The organism is Pectobacterium atrosepticum, from assembly GCA_019056595.1.
GTDB lineage: Bacteria > Pseudomonadota > Gammaproteobacteria > Enterobacterales > Enterobacteriaceae > Pectobacterium > Pectobacterium atrosepticum.
In genome coordinates, this window is record CP036163.1 from 4,469,926 (window position 1) to 4,493,728 (window position 23,803).

22 protein-coding genes and 2 pseudogenes are annotated in these 23,803 nt (G+C 53.8%); 15 read left to right on the top strand and 9 right to left on the bottom strand.

Annotated features, from left to right (window positions below):
* Window positions 1-150 precede the first annotated feature (150 nt).
* On the top strand, window positions 151-1,212 hold the full coding sequence (gene adrA, locus DCX48_20955; GenBank protein QXE16766.1) for a diguanylate cyclase AdrA: 1,062 nt from the start codon (window positions 151-153) through the stop codon (window positions 1,210-1,212).
* A 71-nt stretch (window positions 1,213-1,283) separates the two neighbouring features.
* Here the strand turns inward: adrA and DCX48_20960 are convergent, their stop codons facing one another.
* A complete protein-coding gene (locus tag DCX48_20960) occupies window positions 1,284-1,571 on the bottom strand; it encodes an antibiotic biosynthesis monooxygenase (GenBank protein ID QXE16767.1) in 288 nt (95 codons plus the stop codon).
* Between the two features lie 47 nt (window positions 1,572-1,618).
* Entirely contained in the window at window positions 1,619-2,476 is an 858-nt protein-coding gene (locus DCX48_20965; protein QXE16768.1) for a MurR/RpiR family transcriptional regulator, read from the bottom strand.
* A 345-nt stretch (window positions 2,477-2,821) separates the two neighbouring features.
* On the opposite strand from DCX48_20965, the gene DCX48_20970 reads away from it, so the two are divergent.
* The 12 genes and pseudogenes from DCX48_20970 (at window position 2,822) to iolB (ending at window position 17,069) form a co-directional block, all read left to right on the top strand.
* Window positions 2,822-4,333, top strand: coding sequence for a CoA-acylating methylmalonate-semialdehyde dehydrogenase (locus DCX48_20970; protein ID QXE16769.1), 1,512 nt, complete (start codon window positions 2,822-2,824; stop codon window positions 4,331-4,333).
* A gap of 356 nt (window positions 4,334-4,689) precedes the next feature.
* Entirely contained in the window at window positions 4,690-6,621 is a 1,932-nt protein-coding gene (gene iolD / locus DCX48_20975; GenBank protein ID QXE16770.1) for a 3D-(3,5/4)-trihydroxycyclohexane-1,2-dione acylhydrolase (decyclizing), read from the top strand.
* A gap of 29 nt (window positions 6,622-6,650) precedes the next feature.
* A complete protein-coding gene (locus tag DCX48_20980) occupies window positions 6,651-6,839 on the top strand; it encodes a hypothetical protein (GenBank protein QXE16771.1) in 189 nt (62 codons plus the stop codon).
* Window positions 6,836-6,928: pseudogene (locus DCX48_20985) on the top strand (addiction module killer protein). Before DCX48_20980 ends, DCX48_20985 begins: the two are co-directional and overlap by 4 nt.
* Window positions 6,929-7,375: 447 nt before the next feature.
* A complete protein-coding gene (iolG, locus tag DCX48_20990) occupies window positions 7,376-8,362 on the top strand; it encodes an inositol 2-dehydrogenase (protein QXE16772.1) in 987 nt (328 codons plus the stop codon).
* Window positions 8,363-8,436: 74 nt separating this feature from the next.
* The gene (locus DCX48_20995) at window positions 8,437-9,375 is read left to right on the top strand and encodes a sugar ABC transporter substrate-binding protein (protein ID QXE16773.1); all 939 of its coding nucleotides are present in this window, start codon (window positions 8,437-8,439) and stop codon (window positions 9,373-9,375) included.
* A 205-nt stretch (window positions 9,376-9,580) separates the two neighbouring features.
* The gene (locus DCX48_21000; GenBank protein ID QXE16774.1) at window positions 9,581-11,128 is read left to right on the top strand and encodes a sugar ABC transporter ATP-binding protein; all 1,548 of its coding nucleotides are present in this window, start codon (window positions 9,581-9,583) and stop codon (window positions 11,126-11,128) included.
* A 12-nt stretch (window positions 11,129-11,140) separates the two neighbouring features.
* A complete protein-coding gene (locus tag DCX48_21005; GenBank protein ID QXE16775.1) occupies window positions 11,141-12,172 on the top strand; it encodes an ABC transporter permease in 1,032 nt (343 codons plus the stop codon).
* Between the two features lie 39 nt (window positions 12,173-12,211).
* Window positions 12,212-13,345 (top strand): Gfo/Idh/MocA family oxidoreductase, encoded by a 1,134-nt coding sequence (locus DCX48_21010; GenBank protein QXE16776.1) that lies wholly within the window; start codon window positions 12,212-12,214, stop codon window positions 13,343-13,345.
* Between the two features lie 42 nt (window positions 13,346-13,387).
* The gene (gene iolC, locus DCX48_21015; protein QXE16777.1) at window positions 13,388-15,292 is read left to right on the top strand and encodes a 5-dehydro-2-deoxygluconokinase; all 1,905 of its coding nucleotides are present in this window, start codon (window positions 13,388-13,390) and stop codon (window positions 15,290-15,292) included.
* Between the two features lie 35 nt (window positions 15,293-15,327).
* Window positions 15,328-16,218: a myo-inosose-2 dehydratase gene (iolE, locus tag DCX48_21020; GenBank protein QXE16778.1), complete on the top strand. Its 891-nt coding sequence runs from the start codon at window positions 15,328-15,330 to the stop codon at window positions 16,216-16,218.
* Between the two features lie 26 nt (window positions 16,219-16,244).
* Entirely contained in the window at window positions 16,245-17,069 is an 825-nt protein-coding gene (iolB, locus tag DCX48_21025; protein ID QXE16779.1) for a 5-deoxy-glucuronate isomerase, read from the top strand.
* 114 nt (window positions 17,070-17,183) lie between these two features.
* Here iolB and DCX48_21030 read toward each other — a convergent pair whose 3' ends face one another.
* From DCX48_21030 to DCX48_21040, 3 genes are read right to left on the bottom strand one after another with little or no spacing between them, the layout of a single operon-like run.
* On the bottom strand, window positions 17,184-17,864 hold the full coding sequence (locus tag DCX48_21030) for an ABC transporter ATP-binding protein (protein QXE16780.1): 681 nt from the start codon (window positions 17,862-17,864) through the stop codon (window positions 17,184-17,186).
* A gap of 21 nt (window positions 17,865-17,885) precedes the next feature.
* The gene (locus tag DCX48_21035; protein QXE16781.1) at window positions 17,886-19,583 is read right to left on the bottom strand and encodes an iron ABC transporter permease; all 1,698 of its coding nucleotides are present in this window, start codon (window positions 19,581-19,583) and stop codon (window positions 17,886-17,888) included.
* A complete protein-coding gene (locus tag DCX48_21040) occupies window positions 19,567-20,616 on the bottom strand; it encodes a Fe(3+) ABC transporter substrate-binding protein (GenBank protein ID QXE16782.1) in 1,050 nt (349 codons plus the stop codon). Before DCX48_21040 ends, DCX48_21035 begins: the two co-directional genes overlap by 17 nt.
* A gap of 256 nt (window positions 20,617-20,872) precedes the next feature.
* Here DCX48_21040 and DCX48_21045 point away from each other — a divergent pair.
* Window positions 20,873-21,130: pseudogene (locus tag DCX48_21045) on the top strand (hypothetical protein).
* Here the strand turns inward: DCX48_21045 and DCX48_21050 are convergent.
* Window positions 21,111-21,449, bottom strand: a complete 339-nt coding sequence (locus DCX48_21050; GenBank protein ID QXE16783.1) for a DUF1869 domain-containing protein — start codon at window positions 21,447-21,449, stop codon at window positions 21,111-21,113. The pseudogene DCX48_21045 and the gene DCX48_21050 sit on opposite strands and share 20 nt — an antisense overlap.
* Window positions 21,450-21,457: 8 nt before the next feature.
* A complete protein-coding gene (locus DCX48_21055; protein ID QXE16784.1) occupies window positions 21,458-21,790 on the bottom strand; it encodes a DUF1971 domain-containing protein in 333 nt (110 codons plus the stop codon).
* A gap of 241 nt (window positions 21,791-22,031) precedes the next feature.
* Here DCX48_21055 and DCX48_21060 point away from each other — a divergent pair, with 241 nt between their 5' ends.
* Complete coding sequence (locus tag DCX48_21060) at window positions 22,032-22,622, top strand: flavin reductase family protein (GenBank protein QXE16785.1); 591 nt, start codon at window positions 22,032-22,034, stop codon at window positions 22,620-22,622.
* Window positions 22,623-22,708: 86 nt separating this feature from the next.
* Here DCX48_21060 and DCX48_21065 read toward each other — a convergent pair whose 3' ends face one another.
* Together DCX48_21065 and DCX48_21070 are read right to left on the bottom strand one after the other, a co-directional pair.
* Window positions 22,709-23,113 (bottom strand): DUF4440 domain-containing protein, encoded by a 405-nt coding sequence (locus DCX48_21065; GenBank protein ID QXE16786.1) that lies wholly within the window; start codon window positions 23,111-23,113, stop codon window positions 22,709-22,711.
* Between the two features lie 311 nt (window positions 23,114-23,424).
* Window positions 23,425-23,703, bottom strand: a complete 279-nt coding sequence (locus tag DCX48_21070; protein QXE16787.1) for a hypothetical protein — start codon at window positions 23,701-23,703, stop codon at window positions 23,425-23,427.
* Window positions 23,704-23,803 lie beyond the last annotated feature (100 nt).

A 23,803-nucleotide genomic window follows, 5' to 3' on the forward strand; every position in this document is an offset into this window, starting at 1 on the left:
CGTTAACATCCGTGTTACTCTGTTCAGCCGTTACGACACGAGTTCGTTATGTAACAGAATAAATTAAAATACTGCTCACTGATGCTGACATGCTTTCAGTCATAATGTTTTTTTTCTCACTATTCGTTAGTGAACCGCATGGGGGTCGTTATGTCAGCCTCGTCGCCGATGTTTTTGACGGTAGATGTACGTCGCTCAGGGTTACGTTTTTCCCAGCGGGTCTATATTCCACGTATTATCGGTACGATACTGTGCTCTCTTTTTATTTCCTCGGTATTGATTGTCAAACCTGTGCCAATTTTCGCGTGGGGACTCCTCTTTCTTAATGCCTTTGTCTGGCCTCATATTGCTTACACACTATCTCTTCGTTCACACGATCCGATGCGGTGCGAGAAACGTAATTTATTGATTGATGTGGTATTTGGTGGCATCTGGATAGGGTTTATGGGCGTGAATCTTTTGCCCAGCGCATTGATTGTCGCGATGGTTGGTATGAACGGGACGGCGGGTGGTGGAATCAAACTGTTTGTTCAGGGTATCGTATTACAGTGTGTTGCCTGCTTGCTGGTTCTTGTGCTGTTTGCTGTACCTATTTCTCTGAATACCACGCCGATACAGCTTTATGCCTGCCTGCCGATGTTACTGATCTACCCGATTTCTTTGGGCTATGTTACCTACACCACTGCGCTGAAGCTGGCGGAGCACAAGCGTATGCTGATGGAAGTCAGTATTCATGACGGTATGACCAGTCTCTATAACCGTCACCACTGGGAACGCCTGCTTAAGCACGAGTATGAGATTTGCCAGCGTTATAAGCGTATTGCGACGTTAGTCCTGTTCGATATCGACCATTTTAAAGCCTTTAACGATAACTTTGGGCATAACGTCGGCGATCAGGCGATATTGCTATTGGCGCGTGAGCTGACGTCAGGTTTTCGGGAGACGGATGTGATTGGGCGATTCGGCGGTGATGAGTTTGCCGTTATTTTACCCCAGACCAGCGCGGGGGATGCGTTGGACGCGGTGAATCGTATTCGAGAGAGTTTGTCGCTGAAGTTCCTGAACCAGACGCCACAGTTGGCGGTTTTTGTCAGTGTCGGGATTGCGGAGATTTCACCGGATATGGGCCAATATATTGACTGGTTAAAGGCGGCGGATATGGCGCTTTATCGGGCAAAAAATAAAGGCCGCCGCCGAACTGAAGTGGCTTGAGGATGCAAGATAACAGTCTGTTGTTCCGTCATTGTTACCGAGATAGGTTTTCCTCAGTGGGCGGTGAATCGTTACTCAAACGGATCCATCAACAGGAACGTGCACTCGGCCCGCTGGTGGCTATTTATCATGGGAACCAGACGCTGGAAGTGTTCGGTCTGGCAGTGAATGTCCAGAGCGGCTCTATCCGGCCAGGTTTCGATAAAGGTTAAGTGCCCTGGGTCTTTTTGATTGATAAAAAGCGCATACGAGATGCACAACGGCTCTTGTCGCGTTTTCTCTACTAACTCGCGGTACAGCGGCATGACGATCTCAATGCTCTCAGGCTTAATAAAATCCTGGGCTATGACTTGAAGCATAAAACGGGTCTCCCTACATGTTCATTCTGCTAAGTAAATAGTTCCGGCTAGCCGCGCTGCTGTTTTTCGCTCTGTTCTGCGCCGTTTCCCTGACGGTAGGCCAGTGATACCATCAACGACTGCACCAGACACAGCGTGGCAGACTGTGAACGGAACGCATCAACCTGCGCTTCTTTCACCACAAAACAAACGTCGCTGAGCGTTGCCAGCGGGCTGATCTGACTGTCGGTAATCACAATTTGTCGCGCACCGGCTTTCGCCGCCATCTCACTGACCATCACGGTTTCCTGTGAATAGGGTGAGAAGCTGATGGAGACCACCACATCGCGTGAGTTAACGCGGCTGAGCTGTTCGCGAAACATGCCTCCCAGGCCGTTGACCAGAATCGCACTGCTTTCCAGATGGCTGAGCGCATAGGCGAGGTAGGTGGCGACGCTGAACGAGCGTCGTAGCCCCACGATATAGATCGTGTCCGCCTGCGCCAGCAGATCGACCGCTTTTTGCAGATCCTCTTGCGGGGTGCGTGCTGCCAGCTGTTGCATTGCCTGCGCGTTTGAGCGTGCAAACTCATGCAGAATATCCAACGGCGTTTCTGGCACCGCGTCAGCTTCCATCGCCCGAAACAGCCGTGCCCGGTCGGTATAGCTGGCCGTTTCCTCCACCAGATTCATACGGAATAGCTGTTTCATCTCGTTGAAGCCGCTGAAATCAAAGGCGTTGGCGAAGCGAATCAACGTTGAGGGAGGAACATCCGCGCGTTCGGCTATTACCGCAACGGTATCGAACGCGATGCTGTTGGTATTATCCAACACATAGTGCGCCACCTGCTGTAATCGTTTGCTGAGCGAATCGTAACGCTCGCGGATCTGTTCCTGTAACTCTCTCAGGCTGGTTGCCATGGGCATATCGGGTCATCTCCCAAAGACGTGTAAGACTCACATATCACAATTCTGCTTGGTTTCCGTCACGCCTGTGATGATTGGCGTTTGAAACGGAACAGAAAATTCATTTCTGGATACGACTGTTTTATCTGTACGACATTTCTGGCGGCAAACCTTTTATCGATGAGGCTATTTTCAGAGGCTGCTCGCCTGTCTTTGTGGACAGCTGGCTTCAAGTTTACATAAAAATTCGCAGCGGATCACAATAATCAACATTTATTTTATTTTTCCATTAAATGGAATATTCATTTCATATACTGTAATCCGATGTCAGCCGTTTGTCTCCTCAAAACCCACAAAGGTGTAAACATGGAAACCGTATCTAACTTCATTCAGGGGGCGATTGCCTCCAGCAACAGCCAGCGCTACGCGGCGGTGTATAACCCGGCGACGGGCGAGCAGATTCGCCAGGTTGTGATGTCTGATAAGGCGGAAGTAGAGCAGGCCATTGCCAGCGCGGCGGCGGCATTCCCTGCGTGGTCGAAGCACTCTCCGTTACGCCGTGCGCGCGTCCTGTTTCGCTTCAAGGCGCTGTTGGAAGAGCGAATGGATACGCTGGCTCGGCTGATTTCACAGGAGCATGGCAAGGTCTATTCCGATGCTGTGGGAGAGGTGACGCGCGGGCTGGAAGTCGTTGAGTTTGCCTGTGGTATTCCGCATCTCCAAAAAGGTGAACACTCGGCGAATGTTGGCACTGGTGTGGATAGCCATTCGCTCATGCAGCCGCTCGGCGTGTGCGTCGGGATTACGCCGTTTAACTTCCCGGCGATGGTGCCCATGTGGATGTTCCCGATTGCACTGGCGACGGGCAATACCTTTGTGCTTAAGCCGTCGGAAAAAGATCCGTCGTTCTCGCTGTTGTTGGCGCAATTGCTGAAAGAGGCAGGCCTGCCGGATGGCGTGTTTAACGTGGTTCAGGGCGACAAAGAAGCGGTGGATGTACTGCTTACCGATCCACGCGTGCAGGCGGTGAGCTTTGTGGGATCGACGCCGGTGGCGGAATACATTTATCAGACCGCGTCGGCGCATGGCAAACGCTGTCAGGCGCTGGGCGGGGCGAAAAACCATTGCACCCTGATGCCGGATGCTGACATGGATATGGCCGCTAGCGCGATTATGGGCGCGGCGTTTGGTGCGGCGGGCGAGCGCTGCATGGCGCTGTCGGTGGTGGTGGCCGTTGGCGATGACACGGCAGACGCGCTGCACCAGCGTCTGAGTGCGCAGATAAAAGCGATGCGTGTTGGACCGGGTCTGGTTGACGGGCAGGAAAATGAAATGGGGCCGGTAATCAGCGCGCCGCATCGGGCGAAAATTGCCGACTATATTCAAAGTGGTGTCGATCAGGGCGCGACGCTGCGCATCGATGGCCGCACGCTGTCTGTTCAGGGGCACCCGCAAGGCTACTTTATCGGGCCGACGCTGTTCGATAACGTCACGCCGGAGATGAAGATCTATCAGGAAGAAATTTTTGGCCCAGTGCTGTCCGTGGTACGCGTGCCGGATTACCAGACGGCGGTGACGCTGATTAATAACCATGAATACGGCAATGGCACGGCTATCTTTACCCGAGATGGCGAAACGGCGCGTCAGTTCTGTGAAGAAGTACAGGCGGGCATGGTCGGTGTGAACGTACCGATTCCGGTGCCGATGGCGTTCCACAGCTTCGGCGGCTGGAAGCGCTCCATTTTTGGGCCGCTCAACGTCCACGGCAGCGACGGCGTGCGCTTCTACACCCGCATGAAAACCGTCACCAGCCGCTGGCCCGCCAGCGTCCGTCTGGAACACCACACCAGCAGCTTCATCATGCCCACGCTGGAGTGAGGATTTGACTGCTAACAGGTGATGAATGGAGTGCACTGGTTGTGCTCTTCCGGCGTCAAAAATTATGCTGAGGTAGGTGCACCGCCGAAAGAGCGACAAGGATGTTGCGAAAGCCAGTGCCGCGGAGGGACCGCGTCACTGGCGGTTCGGATGACGGTGACACATACCGAAGGGCCCGCGTAGCGGCATAATTTATCGCCATAAGCCTGGGTTCTCAGGGCGGCGGCGATTGAGCGCCCTGAGTCGGGCGCGTGCTACAACGTAGCATAAGAATAGCTAAATTTTTGCGCACGAAATACTCGCTGAATATACATAGTTCATTATAGAAATCAGATCCTTATTTAAGGAGTAGATCAATGGATACGTGTCGCATCACCATGGCGCAGGCGCTGGTCAGGTTTCTCAACCAGCAATACATCAGCATAGATGGTGAAGAATCCCCTTTTGTGCAGGGTGTCATGACCATTTTTGGTCACGGTAATGTGCTGGGCATCGGCCAGGCGCTGGAGCAGGAGGCAAACCGTCTCACCGTGCATCAGGGGTGCAACGAGCAGGGGATGGCGCATATTGCCGTCGGGTTTGCTAAACAGCACAAGCGGCGGAAAATCTATGCGGTGACCTCATCGGTGGGGCCGGGTGCGGCGAATATGGTGACCGCTGCGGCGACCGCGACCGCCAACCGCATCCCGGTACTGCTGCTACCTGGCGATCTCTTTGCCTGTCGCCAGCCGGATCCGGTGTTGCAACAGGTCGAGCAATATCACGATCTGTCGATTAGCACCAATGACTGCTTCAAACCGGTTTCCCGCTACTGGGATCGCATTAATCGCCCTGAACAGCTGATGAGCGCGTTGATTAACGCCATGCGCGTACTAACCGATCCTGCAGACACCGGTGCGGTAACGCTGTGCTTACCGCAGGATGTACAGGCGGAAGTCTGGGATTATCCGGCATCGTTTTTCCGCAAGCGCGTCCATCACCTCGAACGTCGTCCGCCGGATGCCGCGCGGCTGGATGAAGCCGCGGCGCTGATTGCGAGAAAACGTCGTCCAATGCTGATTTGCGGCGGCGGCGTTCGTTATTCCGGCGCCCATGATGCGCTGGCACAGTTTGCCGAGCAGTTTGCGATTCCGTTTGGCGAAACACAGGCGGGCAAGGGTGCACTTGTTTCATCACATCCGCTGAACTGTGGCGGCATTGGCGTCACGGGCGGGCTAGCGGCGAATCGGCTGGCGCAAGCGGCGGATCTGATTATCGGCGTCGGGACGCGTTTAACCGATTTTACTACCGGCTCCAAATCGCTGTTTCAGAACCCTGATGTCGAATTTTTACTGCTCAACGTTGCCGAGTTTGATGCGCTAAAACTGGACGCGTTGCCCCTGATTGCCGATGCTCGTATCGGGCTGGAAGCGTTGAGCGAACGGCTGGCAACGGTGTCGTATCATAGCGGCTGGCAGCAGGCTGTCGAACAGGTTCGTGCGGAATGGGAGCGCGAGCTAGGGCGGCTGTTTACCGTGCAGGATAAGGGTGAACTGGTGCCAGAAGTGGTGGATGGTCTGGAAGATAAGCTGGATGAATACCGCCAGATGCTGAATACCCATCTGACGCAAACGCGCGTGCTGGGCATACTGAATGATGAACTGGAGGATAACGCGATTGTGGTTGGTGCGGCGGGATCACTGCCGGGCGATCTACAGCGCGTGTGGCAGGTGAAAACACCGGACAGCTATCATCTGGAATATGGCTACTCCTGCATGGGGTACGAGATTGCGGCGGCCATTGGCGCACGCCTTGCGGCACAGCAGCAGCCAGTCTATGCGATGGTCGGCGATGGTTCCTATTTGATGCTCCATACCGAACTACAAACGGCGGTACAGGAGGGCATCAAAATCACCGTACTGCTGTTTGACAACGCGGGTTTTGGTTGTATCAACAACCTGCAAATGAGTCAGGGGATGGGCAGCTTCTGTACAGAAAACCGCTACCGCGATGCGGAATCGGGGCAACTGCGCGGTGCGCTTATTCCGGTGGATTTCGCCAAGAATGCGGAAAGCTATGGCTGCAAAGCGTGGCGGGTGCATGATGAAGCCTCGCTCAAGCAGGCACTGGTGGAATCACGCCAGCACTCAGGACCGGTGCTGCTCGATATCAAGGTGCTGCCGAAGACCATGACGCACGGCTATGAATCCTGGTGGCGTACGGGAACGGCGCAGATTGCCGACAACCCAGAGATTGAGTCTGCTGCCAATAGCGTGAAAGCCGCGCTCTCCCGTGCGCGGCAATATTAGGGGGCTATGCCAAGTGGCTGGTATGAGTTTTGCCGTTTCATTCCAGCCTCTGCGAAGGTTTCGGGCGTATTAAGCATACTTATTTCCTCAGTGTGTCCACACACGCCCGACAAGGCGCGCTCAATCGCCGCAGCGCCTTGACCACTGGCTTTTCGGCGCTAATGGCGTCGCTACGCGATACCTTCGGCGTTCGTGACCGCTGTTCGGGCCGTCAGTGACGCGTTCCCAACGCGGCACTGCCTTTCGCGGCGTCCATGCCGCTCACCCGGCAGTCACGCCCACCTCAGCGCAATTTTTTACGCCGAGGAAATAGAAACAGCAAGACACTCATACGGCTTTAGATATTGTTAGCTTAGCGTCATAGTGCTGCTTAGTGCTGCTTAAGGTTTCTCTTTGCTCTCACATGTAACATTAAACTGAAATATTTATTTCATTTTTAAACCGCGGTTTCATTTTCCCTCCTGCTATACGCCAACACCTGACCGATCCGCTGATAGTCATGTATATCCCCATAAACGTTCTCACCCGATGTGTGATTGTGGTTGCAGAAAACAGCGAAGATGTCATGAAAATGTTAACTGACGCGCAAAAACATAATTTTCAATTTATACAAAACTGAAATAAATGTTTTATTTTAGCTATCGGGATTTGCGGTAAAAAGTGAGTGATGGGGCTGGAGAGAATGCGACTAGCCGTTATCCCGTCACTTTATCAGTCTGGCGTTAAATACCACTCAGGTAGCAAGGGAGCATCTATGTTTAACATCGCTTTACTGGGCGCGGGCCGTATTGGCCAGGTCCACGCAGTGAACATCGCGGCACACAAAGAAACCAACCTGTACGCGGTGGTCGATCCCAACCCAACCAATGCCACCGCACTGGCCGAACGTTACCATACCAAAGTACAAACAGTTGACGAGGTCATGAACGATCCCGCCGTGCACGCCGTCCTGATTGCCTCCGCGACTGACACGCACGCCGACCTGATTGAGCTTGCTGCCAAGCATGGTAAAGCCATCTTCTGTGAAAAACCGGTACATCTGGATATTGCTCGCGTTCGCGACTGCCTGACCGTCGTCAAACAGCAGAACGTGCCGCTGTTTGTGGGCTTCAACCGCCGCTACGATCCGCAATTCCGCCGCGTCAAAACGCTGGCTAGCGAAGGCAATATAGGCAAGCCGGAATCTCTCCTGATTATCTCCCGCGATCCGTCCCCACCGCCTGCTGAGTATGTCCGCGTTTCCGGCGGTATGTTCCGCGATATGACGATCCATGATTTCGATATGGCGCGCTTCATTATGGGTGAAGAACCCGTGTCGGTCTTTGCACAAGGCAGTAATCTGGTCGATCCGGCGATTGGTGAAGCGGGGGACATAGATACCGCGTTTATCGTGCTGAAATTTGCTTCTGGCGCGATGGCGACCATCGTTAACAGCCGCCGTTCTGGTTACGGCTACGATCAGCGCCTTGAATTGCACGGCGCGAAAGGCGTGCTCACCGCAGGCAACATCCGTGAAAACGTAGTCGAGCAGTGGACGGATGACGGTTGTCTGTCTGCGAAACCTGAATATTTCTTCCTGCAACGCTATCACGCGGCCTACGCGGCAGAGTGGCAGCACTTTGTCGATGTGCTAAATGGTCGTACGCAGCCTGAGTGCTCTGGTCTGGACGGTGAACGCGCGTTGAATCTGGCGGATAAAGCGTTTGAATCACTGGCTCAGGGCAAGGAGGTCGCCGTGTAACCGCATCGGCACAGCGCGTTTTACCTGCTTTCAACCCTACAACCATACCCATAACAGAAGCAGAGAAAAGACATATGAAAAAGATCATTAGCGTTACCGCAATTGCCATCGCACTGGGTCTGTCTGGTCTTGCTCAGGCCCAAAATGAACAAATCGTTTTCAGTACGCCGAATCTCGCTATGCCGTTTGAAGTTCACATGCAGCGCACCGCCGTCAAAGCCGCCAAAGAATTGGGCGTGAATTTGCAGGTGCTGGATGGGCAGGGTAGCTCGCCGAAGCAGGCCGCCGATTTGGAGAATGCCATCACACGCGGTGCACAAGGTTTCGTGGTGTCACCGAATGACGTCAATGCAGTTTCCAGCGCCGTGACCGAAATTCAGGATGCCAAACTGCCAGTGGTGACGCTGGATCGTTCGGTGAAAACGGAAAAAGCGGTGCCGCATTTTGGCGCTAACAACTACAAAGGCGGTCAGGCGATTGCTGATTACGTCAAAACCAAATTCCCGAACGGTGCAGAGATCATTCTACTGACTGGTCAGCCGGGTTCTTCTTCCAACATTGAACGGACGCAGGGGATTCGTGACAGCCTGAAAGCGGGCGGCAGCAAGTACCGTATTGTGGCTGACCAGACGGGGAACTGGATGCGTTCAGAAGGAATGCGCATCGTTGAAAGTGTTTTTCCATCATTACCAAAACGCCCGCAGGTGATTCTCTCTGCGAATGACGATATGGCGCTGGGCGCGATTGAAGCGTTACAGGGGCAAGGTCTGAAACCCGGCGAGGTGCTGGTGACGGGATTTGATGCCGTACCGGAAGCGCTGGCTCGCGTACGCGACGGCTGGCTTGCGGTTACCGCCGATCAGCGTCCGGGCTATGCCGTGACCACGGCATTAACGCAGTTAACCAATAACATCCGCAGTAAAGCGCCTATCACCGGGGCAGACTACCAACCGACCATGATTACCAAAGATAACCTGAACGATGCCGAACGCATTGGTGAAGCGGGTAAATAAATCGTTTTCCACGCCATTGTTAAATCATATACCCCAAATAATTCGAGTGGCAGGAAGGCGGCAAGAGAGGGAATCCCGATGAGCTTACTCAGGTAAGTGATTCGGGTGAGTGAACGCAGCCAACGCACATGCAGCTTGAAGTATTACGGGTATAAAAGGTATTCAGCAGGCCGCATCCGTGCGGCCTTGCGGGAGGAAGGTACGCATGACGGAACCCCTACTGAACATCACCAATCTGGCAAAGAGCTTCTCTGGCGTCTGGGCGCTGAGCAGTGCGCAACTGACCGTACAGCCGGGAGAGATTCATGCGCTATTGGGAGAGAACGGCGCGGGTAAATCGACGCTGTTAAAGGCGCTGGCAGGGGCGCAGCCGCAGACCAGCGGTGATATCTGGTTTGGCGGCCAGCAGCTGTTACCGCTTGAATCGCCGGTTGAACGCCAAAAACGAGGGATTATCACCATTTATCAGGAGTTTAATCTGCTGCCTAACATGAGCGTCGCGGAAAACATGTTCCTGGGGCGTGAGCCGCAGCGCAGTGGATTATTTGTCGATGCACTGGTGGTCAATCGCGAGGCGAAAGCGGTACTGGATTACCTGAAATTAAATATTGCGCCGACGACGCAGGTGGCGCGTTTGAGCGTGGCCCAGCAGCAGATGGTGGAAATCGCCAGAGCGCTGACGCTGAACGCCAAACTGATTGTGATGGATGAGCCATCGGCGGCGCTGAGCGATAGCGAAGTTGACAGCCTGCACCGTGTGGTGCGTGAGCTAAAAGGGCGCGGTGTGAGCGTGGTGTATGTGACGCACCGACTGCATGAAGTCTTCCAGCTATGCGATCGCTTTACCGTATTTCAGGACGGCCGCTACACCGGTTCTGGGGATGTCGCCAGCACCAACGTGCAGGAAATTATTCGCTTGATGGTCGGTCGTGACGTGGTGTTTAACCGTCGTCCGCCTTCAGAAACGCATCATCAGGATAAGCCAGTTCGATTGGCGGTAAAGGGGTTAAGCCGGGAAAAGCCGCCACTGGATGCGCACGGCATTGCGCTAAAAGACATCAGCTTCCAGGTGCATGCCGGAGAAGTGCTCGGCATTGCTGGGCTGGTCGGTGCAGGGCGCACGGAAATCGCACGCTGCCTGTTTGGTGCCGATGGGTTCTCTACCGGTGAGTTTGTGCTGGATGATGCGCCTTATCATCCGTCCACGCCACTGCATGCGCTGTCGCAGGGTATTGCTCTGGTGCCGGAAGACCGCAAGAAAGAGGGCGCGGTACTGGGGTTATCGATCAGGGAAAACATCTCGCTCTCCAACCTCTCATCGCTCATGCGCTGGCGCTGGTTTGTGAACACCCGTAAAGAAGACGATTTGATTGACGCCTATCGTCAGGCGCTGCACATCAAGATGGTGAACAGCGATCAGGAAGTGCGCAAGCTGTCGGGCGGTAACCAGCAAAAGGTGATTCTTGCTCGCTGTATGGCGCTGAACCCTAAGGTGTTAATTGTGGATGAACCCACGCGCGGCATCGATGTCGGCACCAAGTCCGAAGTCCATCAGGTGCTGTTTGATATGGCGAAACGGGGTGTTGCCGTGATTGTGATTTCCTCCGATTTACCGGAAATCATGGCGATTTCCGACCGTATCATCACGCTCAGCGAAGGGCGGATCAGTGGGGAAATTCATGGCGATGACGCTACAGAAGAAAAACTGATGACGATGATGGCCATTTGCCACGACGCATTACACGCAGCATAACGGAGGTGACGCATGTCCCAGCAGCCGCTTTCTAAGACGATTACGCCGCCCAACACGCGTGGACGTTTTGACCCCATTGGCTTTTTTGAACGCTTTGGCGTGTTTATTTTCATGATTTTGCTGCTGATTTTCTTTCAGTCGCAGAACAGCAACTTTTTGTCCGAACGCAACATCACCAACATCCTTACCGAAGTGTCCATCTACGGCATCATGGCCGTAGGAATGACGTTCGTCATTTTGACTGCTGGGATCGACCTGTCTGTCGGCTCGATTCTTGCGGTATGTGCAATCACTGCCGCGTCGGTGATTAAAGGCGACAACTTCACCACCGTCGACCCCGATGCCTGGTACGGCTTGAGCTGGCTGGTCGCGTTGGGCGTCTGTCTGGCAATGGGCACCTTTATTGGTTTCCTGCATGGTTTAGGGGTGACCAAACTGCGTCTGCCGCCGTTCATCGTCACGCTGGGCGGGATGACCATCTGGCGCGGATTAACGCTGGTGATGAACGACGGTGCGCCGATTGCGGGCTTTGACCCCGGCTATCGCTGGTGGGGACGAGGAGAAATCCTCGGTATTTCGGTGCCGATCTGGATCTTCGCGCTGGTCGCCTTACTGGGCTATCTGGCGCTGCATAAAACCCGCTGGGGACGCTTTGTGTACGCCATCGGCGGCAACACCGAAGCGGCGCGACTGGCTGGTGTGAATGTGCAGCGTGTACTCGTCAGCGTCTACGTGGTGATTGGCTGCCTGGCTGGACTGGCGGGCTTTATTCTCAGCGCTCGTCTCGGCAGCGCAGAAGCGGTCGCGGGGATCACCTTCGAACTGCGCGTGATCGCTTCGGTGGTCATCGGCGGCACCTCGCTGATGGGCGGCTATGGCCGGATCAGCGGCACGATTATCGGCTCGATCATCATGGGCATTCTGATTAACGGACTGGTGTTGATGAACGTATCGGCCTACTACCAGCAGATTATCACCGGGTTGATTATCGTGCTGGCCGTGGCGTTCGACACCTATGCCAAGAGCCGTCGCGGCGCTATCTGATCCGCGCCTGTACCGAATCTTTTTTGCACTGAGGTGGATATGAAGGATGTACGCATTGGGTTAATCGGCACTGGCTACATCGGGCGTGCGCATGCTATCGCCTACGCGCAGGCACCGACGGTCTTCCCGCTGAAAGGGAATCTGGTGAAAGCCATGCTGGCGGAAGTGTCGCCGGAACTAGCGGCTAAACGGGCGCAGGAGTTCGGTTTTCAGCGTTCAACCGGTGACTGGCGTGAACTGGTGGCCGATCCCGACATTGATGTGGTGGATATCTGTGCGCCGAACTTTCTGCATAAGACGATGGCGATGGCGGCCATCCAGCACGGTAAGCATGTTTACTCAGAAAAACCGCTGGCGCTGAACGCGCGTGATGCCAGAGAAATGGTTGATGCTGCACAGCGGGCGGGCGTGAAAACGCTGGTGGGCTTCAACTACATGAAGAACCCGACCTCACAGCTTGCCAAAGAGATTATTGCCAGCGGAGAAATTGGCGAGGTAGTGCATTTTTACGGCACGCACAATGAGGATTATCTGGCCGATCCTAACAAACCTGCAGACTGGCACTGCTTTAAAGAAACGGCAGGGCTAGGGGCGTTGGGGGATCTGGCGGCGCACATCGTCAACATGGCGCAGTATCTGGTTGGCGATATCGCCAGCGTCTGTGGCGATCTGCAAACGGTAATTGCGCAGCGTCCGACGGCATCGGGCAGCAGCGAATGGGTACAGGTGGAGAATGAAGATCAGGCGCATGCCATGGTGCGGTTTGCTAGCGGCGCGCGCGGCGTGATTGAAACTTCGCGTATCGCCTGTGGGCGAAAAATGGGTCTGACCTACGTGGTGACCGGCACCAAAGGCTCGCTGAGTTTCACGCAGGAACGCATGGCGGAGCTGAAGCTGTATCGGCATGACGAGCCGGAAAATCGGCAGGGATTTAAAACGCTGCTGACCGGGCCACAACACCCGGATTACGCGGCCTTCTGTGCCAGCGCCGGACACGGTATTGGATTTAACGATCAGAAAACGGTGGAAGTGCGCGATCTGATCGATGGTATTGCGGCCGACGTACCCCTATGGCCGGATTTCGAAGAGGGCTGGAAAGTATCGCGAGTTCTGGATGCGATAGTGCAGTCACACGAAACGGCGCGCTGGGTGAACGTGGACGAGGTGGGCTAATTAAGGCTTTTTTTACGCGACTTTTTTACAGGGCTTGCTGCTATGAGTAAGGAAAAGACGTTTGATGTGATTTGCATGGGGCGCGTTGCTGTCGATCTGTACGGGCAGCAAATCGGCGCGCGTCTGGAAGATATGGGCAGTTTTGCCAAGTATCTGGGCGGGTCGTCCGGCAACGTGGCTTACGGTACGGCGCGGCAGGGGTTACGTTCTTCCATGCTAGCGCGGGTGGGCGACGAGCATATGGGGCGTTTCCTGCGCGAAGAGCTGAATCAGGTCGGCTGTGACACCAGCCATTTGATTACCGATAAGGAACGCCTGACGGCGCTGGTGCTGTTGGGCATTAAAGATCGCGATACCTTTCCGCTGATTTTCTACCGCGACAACTGCGCTGATATGGCGATTTCGTCGGAGGATTTCACCGAAGATTACATCGCATCGTCCCGCTGTCTGGCGATTACCGGCACGCATCTCTCTCACCCTAACACGCGTGCCGCGGTGCTGACGGCGCTGCAATATGCACGGCGCAACGGGGTGAAGACGGCGCTGGATATTGACTACCGTCCGGTGCTGTGGGGACTGACGTCGCTGGGCGATGGCGAAACCCGTTTTGTTGAAGCGCAGGCAGTCACGGCGCAGTTGCAGCAGGTGCTGTCGCTGTTCGACGTGATTGTCGGCACCGAAGAGGAATTCCACATTGCTGGCGGCAGCACGGATACCTTGCAAGCGCTGCGCACGGTACGGCAGCATACGCAGGCAGAGCTGGTGTGTAAACGTGGAGCGCTGGGCTGTTCGGTGTTTAGCGATGCCATTCCCGACCATCTGGATAAAGGCATCACGATCAAAGGGGTACGCGTGGATGTTCTCAACGTGCTGGGCGCGGGCGATGCGTTTATGTCCGGCCTGCTGCGCGGCTATCTCAACGGTGAAGGTTGGGAGAAAGCCTGTGCTTACGCCAATGCCTGTGGTGCGCTGGTGGTATCACGCCACGGCTGCGCGCCAGCAATGCCAAGCAAGATCGAACTGGATAACTATTTAGCCCGTGCGGCGAGCGTTCCGCGTCCCGATCTGGATGAAGAGCTTAACCATCTACATCGCGTTACGACACGCCGTAAACAGTGGAATGAACTGTGCGTGATTGCGTTCGATCACCGCAGTCAACTGGAAGACATGGCGCTGAACTGCGGCACGGAAATCAGTCGTATTCCGGCGCTGAAGATGCTGATTTTGCGTGCCAGCTATTATGCGGCTCAGCAGGCGGGGCTGGAGGGCAAAGCGGGTCTGCTGTGTGACGGCACGTTCGGTCAGGATGCGCTGAATGATATCACCGGAAAAGGCTGGTGGATTGGTCGACCGATTGAACTGCCGGGTTCGCGCCCCTTAATCATGGAGCGGGGCAACATCGGCTCACAGCTGGTGAGCTGGCCGCTGGAGCACGTGGTGAAATGTTTGGTGTTCTTCCACCCGGAAGATGCCCACGCGCTGCGGCGCGAGCAGGAAATGAAGGTGATGGAGGTCTATCAGGCCTGCCGTCAATCCGGCCATGAACTGCTGCTCGAAGTTATTCTTCCCGCAGGGATGGCGCACAGCGATGCGCTTTATCTACGCGCCATTCAGCGCTTCTATAACCTCGGCGTGCGGCCAGACTGGTGGAAACTGCCACCGCTGTCCGCCGAAGGCTGGGAGCAACTCACGCCTCTGTTGGCACAGCGCGATCCTTACTGTCGCGGCGTGGTCATCCTTGGGCTGGATGCGCCGCTGGAAACATTGCAACAAGGCTTTAGCGCCGCCGTCAATTTCCCGATCGTGAAAGGGTTTGCCGTCGGGCGCACCCTGTTTGCCCAGCCTGCGCAAAAGTGGCTGCGCAATGAGATCGATGACGCCGAATTGATTGAGCAAGTTAAACATAACTACCTGCAACTGATCGCCGTCTGGCGTCAGCGCGGTTAACCCGTTTCTATGTGATCGAATAAAGGGAAAATAACATGACTGTTCAACTTGGTATAAATCCACTCACCTGGACAAATGACGATCTGCCTTCTCTGGGCGCGGACACGCCACTGGAAACCTGTTTGACTGAAGGGCGGCAGGCGGGTTTCGCTGGTTTTGAATTAGGTAACAAGTTCCCACGTCAGGCCAGCGTGCTGGGGCCAATCCTGCAAGCGCACGACTTGCGCTTAGTTTCTGGCTGGTATTCCGGTGAACTGCTAACCCGCTCAGTAGAAGAAGAAATCGAAGCGGTGCAGGGGCATCTGGCGCTGTTGCGCGATCTCGGAGCGACGGTGCTAGTGTTTGCAGAAGTGACAGGTGCGGTCCACGGCGATCAGCAGAAACCGGTTCATCTGCGTCCGCGTTTCCCTGAAGAACGCTGGCCAGAATATGGCAAAAAGCTGACCGAATTTGCGCGCTACACGCAAAGTCAGGGCGTGCAGATTGCTTATCACCACCATATGGGCACGGTAATTGAAAGCGCGCAGGACGTGGACAATTTGATGGAACACACCGGGCCGGAAGTTGGACTATTGCTGGATACCGGTCACCTAACGTTCGCGGGGGCCGATCCGGTAGCGGTGGCCAAACGCTGGATTAATCGCATTAATCACGTTCACTGCAAAGATATCCGCCCAGACGTGCTGAAAGACGTGAAAAACCGCAAAACCAGCTTTCTGGACGCCGTGTTGAGCGGTGTCTTTACCGTGCCGGGCGATGGCTGCATTGACTATCCAGCGGTGTTCAGCATCCTGAAAGCCAATAGCTACAGCGGATGGTTGGTTGTTGAAGCGGAACAGGATCCGGCCGTCGCACATCCGCTAACCTATGCCACGCTGGGCTACAATAACTTGCAACGTTTCGCCCAGCAGGCGGAATTGATCTGATTTGTGGTGGTATAGGAGGTAACAAGATGTCCCGACTCTTATCTCGTCATCGTGCGCCTGATGAATACGGGCGTACGCAACACATCACACCGGAAACGGCGGGCTGGCGATATGTGGGGTTCGATATGTACCAACTGGCACTGGAGCAGGTGCTATCGCTACCCGCTAGCGATAACGAACGCTGTCTGGTGTTGGTCAGCGGTAAAGCTACCGTTGTCACGCCAAGTGAGCGTTTCGAGCAGATTGGCGACCGAATGAGCCCGTTTGAGCGCAGAAAGCCCTATGCGGTTTATGTCACTGCTGGCGAAACGATTACGGTGATGGCACACACCGCGCTGGAGCTGGCAGTGTGCGCTGCACCGGGGTTCGGCACACATCCGACCCGGCTGATCGCGCCGCAGGATATTGACGCCGAGCAGCGTGGTGTCGGCAATAACCAGCGCTACGTGCATAACATTTTGCCGGAGGATAAAGCGGCGGATAGCCTGTTGGTGGTCGAAGTGTACACCGACGAGGGCTGTACCAGCTCCTATCCTAGCCACAAGCATGACGTCGATAATCCGCCGCAGGAAACTTATCTGGAAGAAACCTATTACCATCGGTTGAATCCAGAACAGGGGTTCTGCCTGCAACGCGTCTATACCGATGACCGTTCATTAGATGAATGCATGGCGGTATACGATAGGGATGTGGTGCAGGTGCCGCGCGGCTACCATCCGGTCGCCACGATTGCGGGTTATGACAGCTATTATCTGAATGTGATGGCTGGCCCCACGCGCCAGTGGCGTTTCACTTGGGAAGCGGATCACCAGTGGATCAATAGCCCGGAATACGCGGATAAACACAGGTAGGGCAACGCGTAGTTATGCTGCGCCGGTAACAAACAAAAACAGGGAGCGTTGTTATGTGCTCCCTGTTTTTTCTTGTGTTTAAATTATGTGGTTTTTTAAATCATGTCGCCGCTGTTAGCGTTGTTCCCGCCATTGCAACGCGCCTTCTTTCAAATAACCAATATGGCTGGCCATGAGTTCGGCTTCCTGTTCGCTGTGCGTGACTAAGAGCGCGGTTTGTCCAGCGTCGCGCAGGATGTCGCGCACCTCCTGTCCTAGCCGCTTACGGCTATCGGGGTCGAGGCTGGATAGCGGTTCGTCGAGCAGCAGTACGGCAGGTTGGGGAGCTAATGCACGTGCCAACGCGATACGCTGCTGTTGTCCGCCGGACATCTCATGCGGATAGCGCTGCCCTAGCGCAGCGAGATCGACCAATTCAAGCATGGCTCGGACGCGCGATTGCTGAAGATCTTTCGGCTGTTTTCGCAGGCCAAACGCAATGTTCTGCGCGGCAGTCAGATGGGGAAACAGCGCGTAGTCCTGAAACACCATCCCGACGTTGCGCTGTTCCGGTGGTAGATGCATGTCTGGGCCCGCCACGCAGCGTCCGCCGACGTGAATCGTTCCCTGAGTCACGTGTTCGAAACCGGCAATGGCGCGCAACGCTGTGGTTTTGCCGCATCCGGATGCACCTAGCAAACAGGCCAACTCACCCGCTACTACCTGCATGGAGAAACCGTTCAGCACATGATGGAAATTATGCTTGTGCCCGTAGGCGACGTGGACATTATTCAGAACGAGTGTAGCCTCAGACACCTTGACTCTTCCTCATGATTTTCATTCTTTCTCAATCGACGTTTTTAACTGACTGCGTGCCAGCAGCACAACGGGGAGTGTACCGGCCAGCACGATCAGCAGTGCGGCAATCGCGCCTTCCTCATAGGTACCTCTGGCGGCCTCGGCATAGAGGACGGTCGCCAGCGTCTCGAAATTGACGGGGCGGAGCAGCAGTGTCGCAGGAAGTTCCTTCATTGCATCGGCAAACACCAGCAGCGCGCTGGTCACCAGTGCTGGGCGCAGCAGGGGAAGATGCACGCGGAAAAACGTCACCAACTCGCTTTCACCCAGCAGACGCGACGCCTGTTCCATCACGGGCGGAATGCGTGTCAGCCCGGCATCAAGCGCGCCTACCCCAATCGCCATAAAGCGAATAGCGCAGCAGACCACCAGCAGGATACCGGCGGAAAGCAGCGGTAATCCTTTATAACCGATCAGGTCGGCGAGGAAATTATCCGTCGCCATTCCGGGCGTCAGCAGGCCGATCGCCAGTACGGTACCGGGAACGGCATAGCCCAGTGAGGCGATTCTCAATAGGGTACGGCGTCGCTCTGGCGTTCGGTCAGTAATGGCAGAATGGCGGGCATACCACGCAATAATCAGGCTAATGACGGTAACGACCAGCGTGACACCAACGGCCAGCAGCAGCGAGTTCTGTAACGACTGTATCAGGCCCGCGGAGATCGTCACGCTATCGCCCAGTCGTTTTGCGCTTTCCCATGCGAGAAAGAGGGCTGGGGCGATAAAGCCAAGCAGAATCGGTAACGTGGCTGCGCAGGTCGCCAGCCCAGCACGGACGCCTTTCAATGGTGTCGGTATGATGCCGCGCATTTGTCGGCTGGTGCCGTAGCGCTGGTTTTTCCGACCATAATATTCCAGCGTCAGCAGCAGGATGACCACCGTTAGCATGGTGCAAGCGATCTGTGCCGCAGCGGGTAAATCCGAACGGGTGACCCAAGTCGTGTAGACCGTCACGGTCAGCGTATTCACCCCAAGGAATTCGGACGCGCCAATATCATTCAGCGTTTCCAGCAACGCCAGACTGGTGCCGACGGCCAGCGCAGGACGTGCCATCGGCAGGGCAACGTGCAGAAAGGTGCCCGTCGCGCTCAAGCCCAGTGTGCGTGCGGCTTCCAGCAGGTGTGCGGGTTGGCTGATAAACATGGCGCGCATGGTCAGGTAAACGTACGGATAGAGCACTAGCCCGAGCAGTAGAATCGCGCCCGTCATGGAGCGTAGGTCCGGTAGGCGGAACTGCCGTGGGCTGTCGTAGCCCAGCACGCTGCGGATCGCTTCCTGAATCGGGCCGATAGGGTGCAGCATATCGAGCCAGGCAAACGCGACAATATAAGTTGGCATCGCCAGCGGTAGCAGCAGCGCCCAGCTAACGAGCTGTCTGCCGGGGAAATCAAAGGCGGTCACCAGCCAGGCGCAGCCCGCACCAATCACCATCACTAATGTGCCGACGCCGACCAGCAGAATCAGCGTGTTGAGTGCAGCATCGGGCAGCACGTAGCGCATCAGGTGATCCCAATGACCAACACCTGCGCCCGCCGCTAGCCAAAGCAGGGAAACCAGCGGAGCCAGTACGCCAAGCGCAATAATGATAGCGGCGATGCGAAGCGGCGAAAAAAAGAGGCGCGGCCGCCCGAAGGCGCCGCGCCGGGTTGACGAACCGGTCTTATTGATCGAATCCAACTTTATCTACCAACTGACTAGCTTGTTTACGGAATTTAACGATATCAGTCAGCGGAATGCTATCCACATTCACTTCACCAATCGCGCTGCCGATGGTTGAATCCAGCGTAACGCCTTTGCGAACCGGGTATTCATAGTTCGCCTGTGCGTAGAGCTGCTGGGCTGGGGCGGAAACCAGATATTCCATCAGCTTCACGGCCTGATCTTTATGCGGAGCATGGCGTGCAACGGCTGCGCCGGTGATATTGACGTGCGTGCCGCCGTTTTCAAAGGTAGGCTGAACCACCTTGATGGCATCGCCCCATTTACGGGCATCTGTGCCTTCTTTGGCGTTCTTCATATGGCCGACGTAGTAGGAGTTAGCCAGACCCACATCACAGATACCGCCGAGGATATCGCGTGCGACGTCACGGTCACCGCCAGTGGCTTTACGTGCCAGATTATCTTTCACTCCGCGCAGCCAGGTTTCGGTTTTAGCTTCGCCATGGTGTGCGATCATCGCGGCAACCAGCGCGGTATTGTAAGGGTGTTGACCCGCACGGATACACACTTTGCCTTTCCATTTCGGATCGGCGAGATTTTCGTAAGTAATGCCGGTCAGCGGCAGTGATTTTTCCGCATAAAGTACGCGGGAGCGCATCGACAGGCCAAACCACTGATTGTCTTTATCGCGCAGCGCAGCTGGGATGACGTCGGTCAACGTGCTGGACTGAATCGGCTGTGTGACACCCGCTTCCACCAGATCGATCAGGTTGCCAGCATCAACGGTCATCAGCAGGTCAGCCGGTGAGTTTTGGCCTTCCGCCTTCACGCGTTCCAGCATGCCGTCCTTAATGAACACGGTGTTTACTTTGACGGATGTCTCTTTGGTGAACGCATCAAGCAGCGGCTGAATCAGCCCAGGCTCGCGCGTGGTGTAGAGGGTCAGGGAATCTTCTGCGGCGACAGCTGGCAATGCATAAGCCACCATCAGCGATGAGGCTAGCGTGAGCAGGCGCGCTTTTTTGCGCAGAACAGACAGCGTTTTTGACATGTTATTATCTTCTCCAGAGTGAATGTGATGCATAAATTAATAAAATAAGGAGATATTTTCGGCAGGCGATTAAAACAATATATGATAATCACTCTTGTTTGCAATCTCATTAACGCAGTTTGTTCACTATCGTGATAAGGGTCAACCTAGGCGTGCATCAGGAGAAATCAGCGTTTTACTTGTGGGCATCTTGATAAAAACAGTGATGATTGGCTGTCTTGAGTAAGACTATTGCTACGGCTTCAGGTCTTGCCTGGAAAACGAGTACGTGGTTTCTTCCTTTAGAGACAGTATTACGCTCCTGTTGAAGGGGAATTATCCGCTTGGTACGGTCAATATCGAATACTTAGGTGCAAGCATGGGGATCGTCACGGCAGATCCTTCCGTTGATGAGCCTGATGGTGTGATCCGTCGAGCCGATGCTGCAATGTACGCCAATAAAGTCATGCGAAAAAAAGCGCAAGCCAGCGCGGATCAGGATGACGCTATGCCGTTTACCAGCCGCAGACGTTAGTTTCTTCATCCGCATCGTAACCACGTACGATATTAACCAATTCTTTCACCGATTCAGCGGAAATCGTCTTATCTTTTAATTCTGCAAGCGCGGAGAAATCCTTATCAACGGATACGCCATTATTATTATTGGTTACCGTCAGCAAAAATCCGTTGTTATTATCGCTGGTTAAAGACAGATTGTTGACTAATTCATCAACCGCGCCGGCAGCGAAATCGGGTACATAAAAAGCCATCGGTTTAAGGTAAACCTTTTCTGCTTTTTCATTATTATTGCGGTTCAATAGTGTTAATGAGTACCCTTTATTTTCAGTTGTCATTTTTTACCTCAACCTTCTATCAGAATTTTTGGATCGACATAAAAATCTACGTTGAATAACGTATCATCAGATAACGCTTCAATTCTGTGCCATTTCTCTGGAGGGAATACGCCAAATTGTCCTGCTTCAATGGTCAGCGTTTCGACTGGCTCCGAACTGGTTTCATCGGCATAGCCATAATAACGAATTGTCCCTTGCATCACGCACAAACGCGGGTAAACACCTTGTCGTGTTCCTGCATCCAAATGGCGCCGCCAAATAGACGCGGGAGCAGTCTCCTTTGTCCAAAACGGTGTTGTACGGGTATGAACATAATTCGCTGGTATGACAATTCGTTCCATGTTTAAACCTCATATTTTACCCAACCACATTGTGGATCGGGAAGGAAAAAATCATATGATGCATAGCATATACCTCTTTTAATGCTTGTGAATTATTTTTTGCTAGTTAATTTTTACAATATCGAAATTCCTCGTGCAAAGGTTGTATTACCGATACTCAATTGTGGTTATTGTTAAGTGGAAATCAAAAGAGTAAAAATGGAAAGGTATAACGATAATCTATTATGAGGCCTGAACTAAAATGAAAAAGAATGTAAAACTCAGTTCGTTTTATTATGGATTTCCTGTTTTTCTTGTTACGACGACGGATAATAGTAACGGGGATACCAATGTCGCTTCTATATCATCATCAATTTCTCTTGGTGATAAAATTATTATTGGTGTCAGTAAAGGAAGTAAGACTTACAGTAATTTATTATCCGGTTCTGATGTCGTCATCAATATTCCTGATTACAAACTTTGGGAGAAGGTTGAAGAACTCGGTAAATTGACCGGAAGCGACACGCTATCTGAAGGGCAGATAAAATGGGGCGTTCAGGTATGCCACGATAAATTCTCCAAAGTAGGCCTTCATACTGAAGCCTCTACAGATATTACGCCACCTCGGGTTATTGAATGTCCTATCCAGGCAGAATGTAAGACTGTCAGTACCACAGACAAAGGTCGTTTTATTCTTGTCGAACTAGATATTGTCAATGTCTGGGTGGATAGCGAGCTATTAGGATCAAATGATGTCATCGACTCGTCAAAATGGAAGCCGCTGATCTACAACTTCCGCGAATACGACACCACCGGTGACGCCTTAGGATTTAATTTTAAATACGGTCATTAATCGCATAAAGTGAAGATTCCCGCTGTGTTAGCGGGTCATCTGAGCCTCTGTAAATTACCTGTTCCCGTGAGTCTGTTGATCAGACTTTATGGGCTGATCTTTGACGTGCAGTATCGCGCAGTCTGCCATGATCCGGTAGCCGACTTACGTAGCAGAAAAAGCTCCTGATAAGCCGCAGGTGTGACGACACCGGTCGCTTTGTTTGTTTCAGTTCCCTCGGTGGCGCTCCGAACGAAGGCCCAGTCAGAGCTAGTTTGCACAACCTCCTTTATTTCATAGGCCATGTCGAAGCCGACTGTTTCAAAGACGCTGAGATAGACCTCAGCAAGCTCGTCCTTCCCCACTGCCGCTGGCCTGCCAGGCCCCATCAGTACACCGTCATCAGTGTATGTTGCTATTACGGCCGGGATATCGGCACGATTGAAGGCGGTCAAGTAAGCGACCGCCGCCGCTTCAATAACGGCCAGTTCTTCATTAAATATCTTACTCATTATCATTCCTCACCAGTATTACTTTGAAGCCAAAAGAGTTCTTTCAAACAATAGTAAATTCACATGTCGCTAAACTGTGTCTTTCCTTTGCTTGTTCAATGCGGATTGAACACCGGTTGCGAAGTGTCATGCCATTTTCACATCGGAAATGCTCGAAAAGGAGGCCTAAATAGGGCATGAGATTTTCCATACAATGGATGCGGCAAAATTTTGATCCGGTAGGATCTAGCCACGGTGTTGCCGAGTAAGATAAGGGGGATCGATTAGGTAGACTAGATGTATAAAAACACTTAGCCTTATCATTTCAGTGATTAATCGTGAAGGGGAAAGCTTTGCGTCGTGCCAGCTATTTTCTGCATGAAGCTGGTATCAAAGTAATCTCTCCAGGCGATGATTTTATCGCCGTCAAGCTTGAGTATGCCCATCACTTTTGCTGCGCCAATCTCGCTGCCATCAGCACGTTCAAACCTGTCAAAGCGTCCAGTGAGCATCTTATTACCGTCAGCGGCGATCGAAAGCATTTCAATACGTACTGTCGTGATGCCAAATGCCTCTTCGAGTTTGTCAATTAGCGCCAATGCTTCATCGATGCCGGTAGTGGTGGCACGCCCTCATTGATTCAGACTGTGTGAGCTGTGTAGCCTACGCCTGATAAGCTCTTTTTCTTGCCTGATTATATCAGTCATCTTG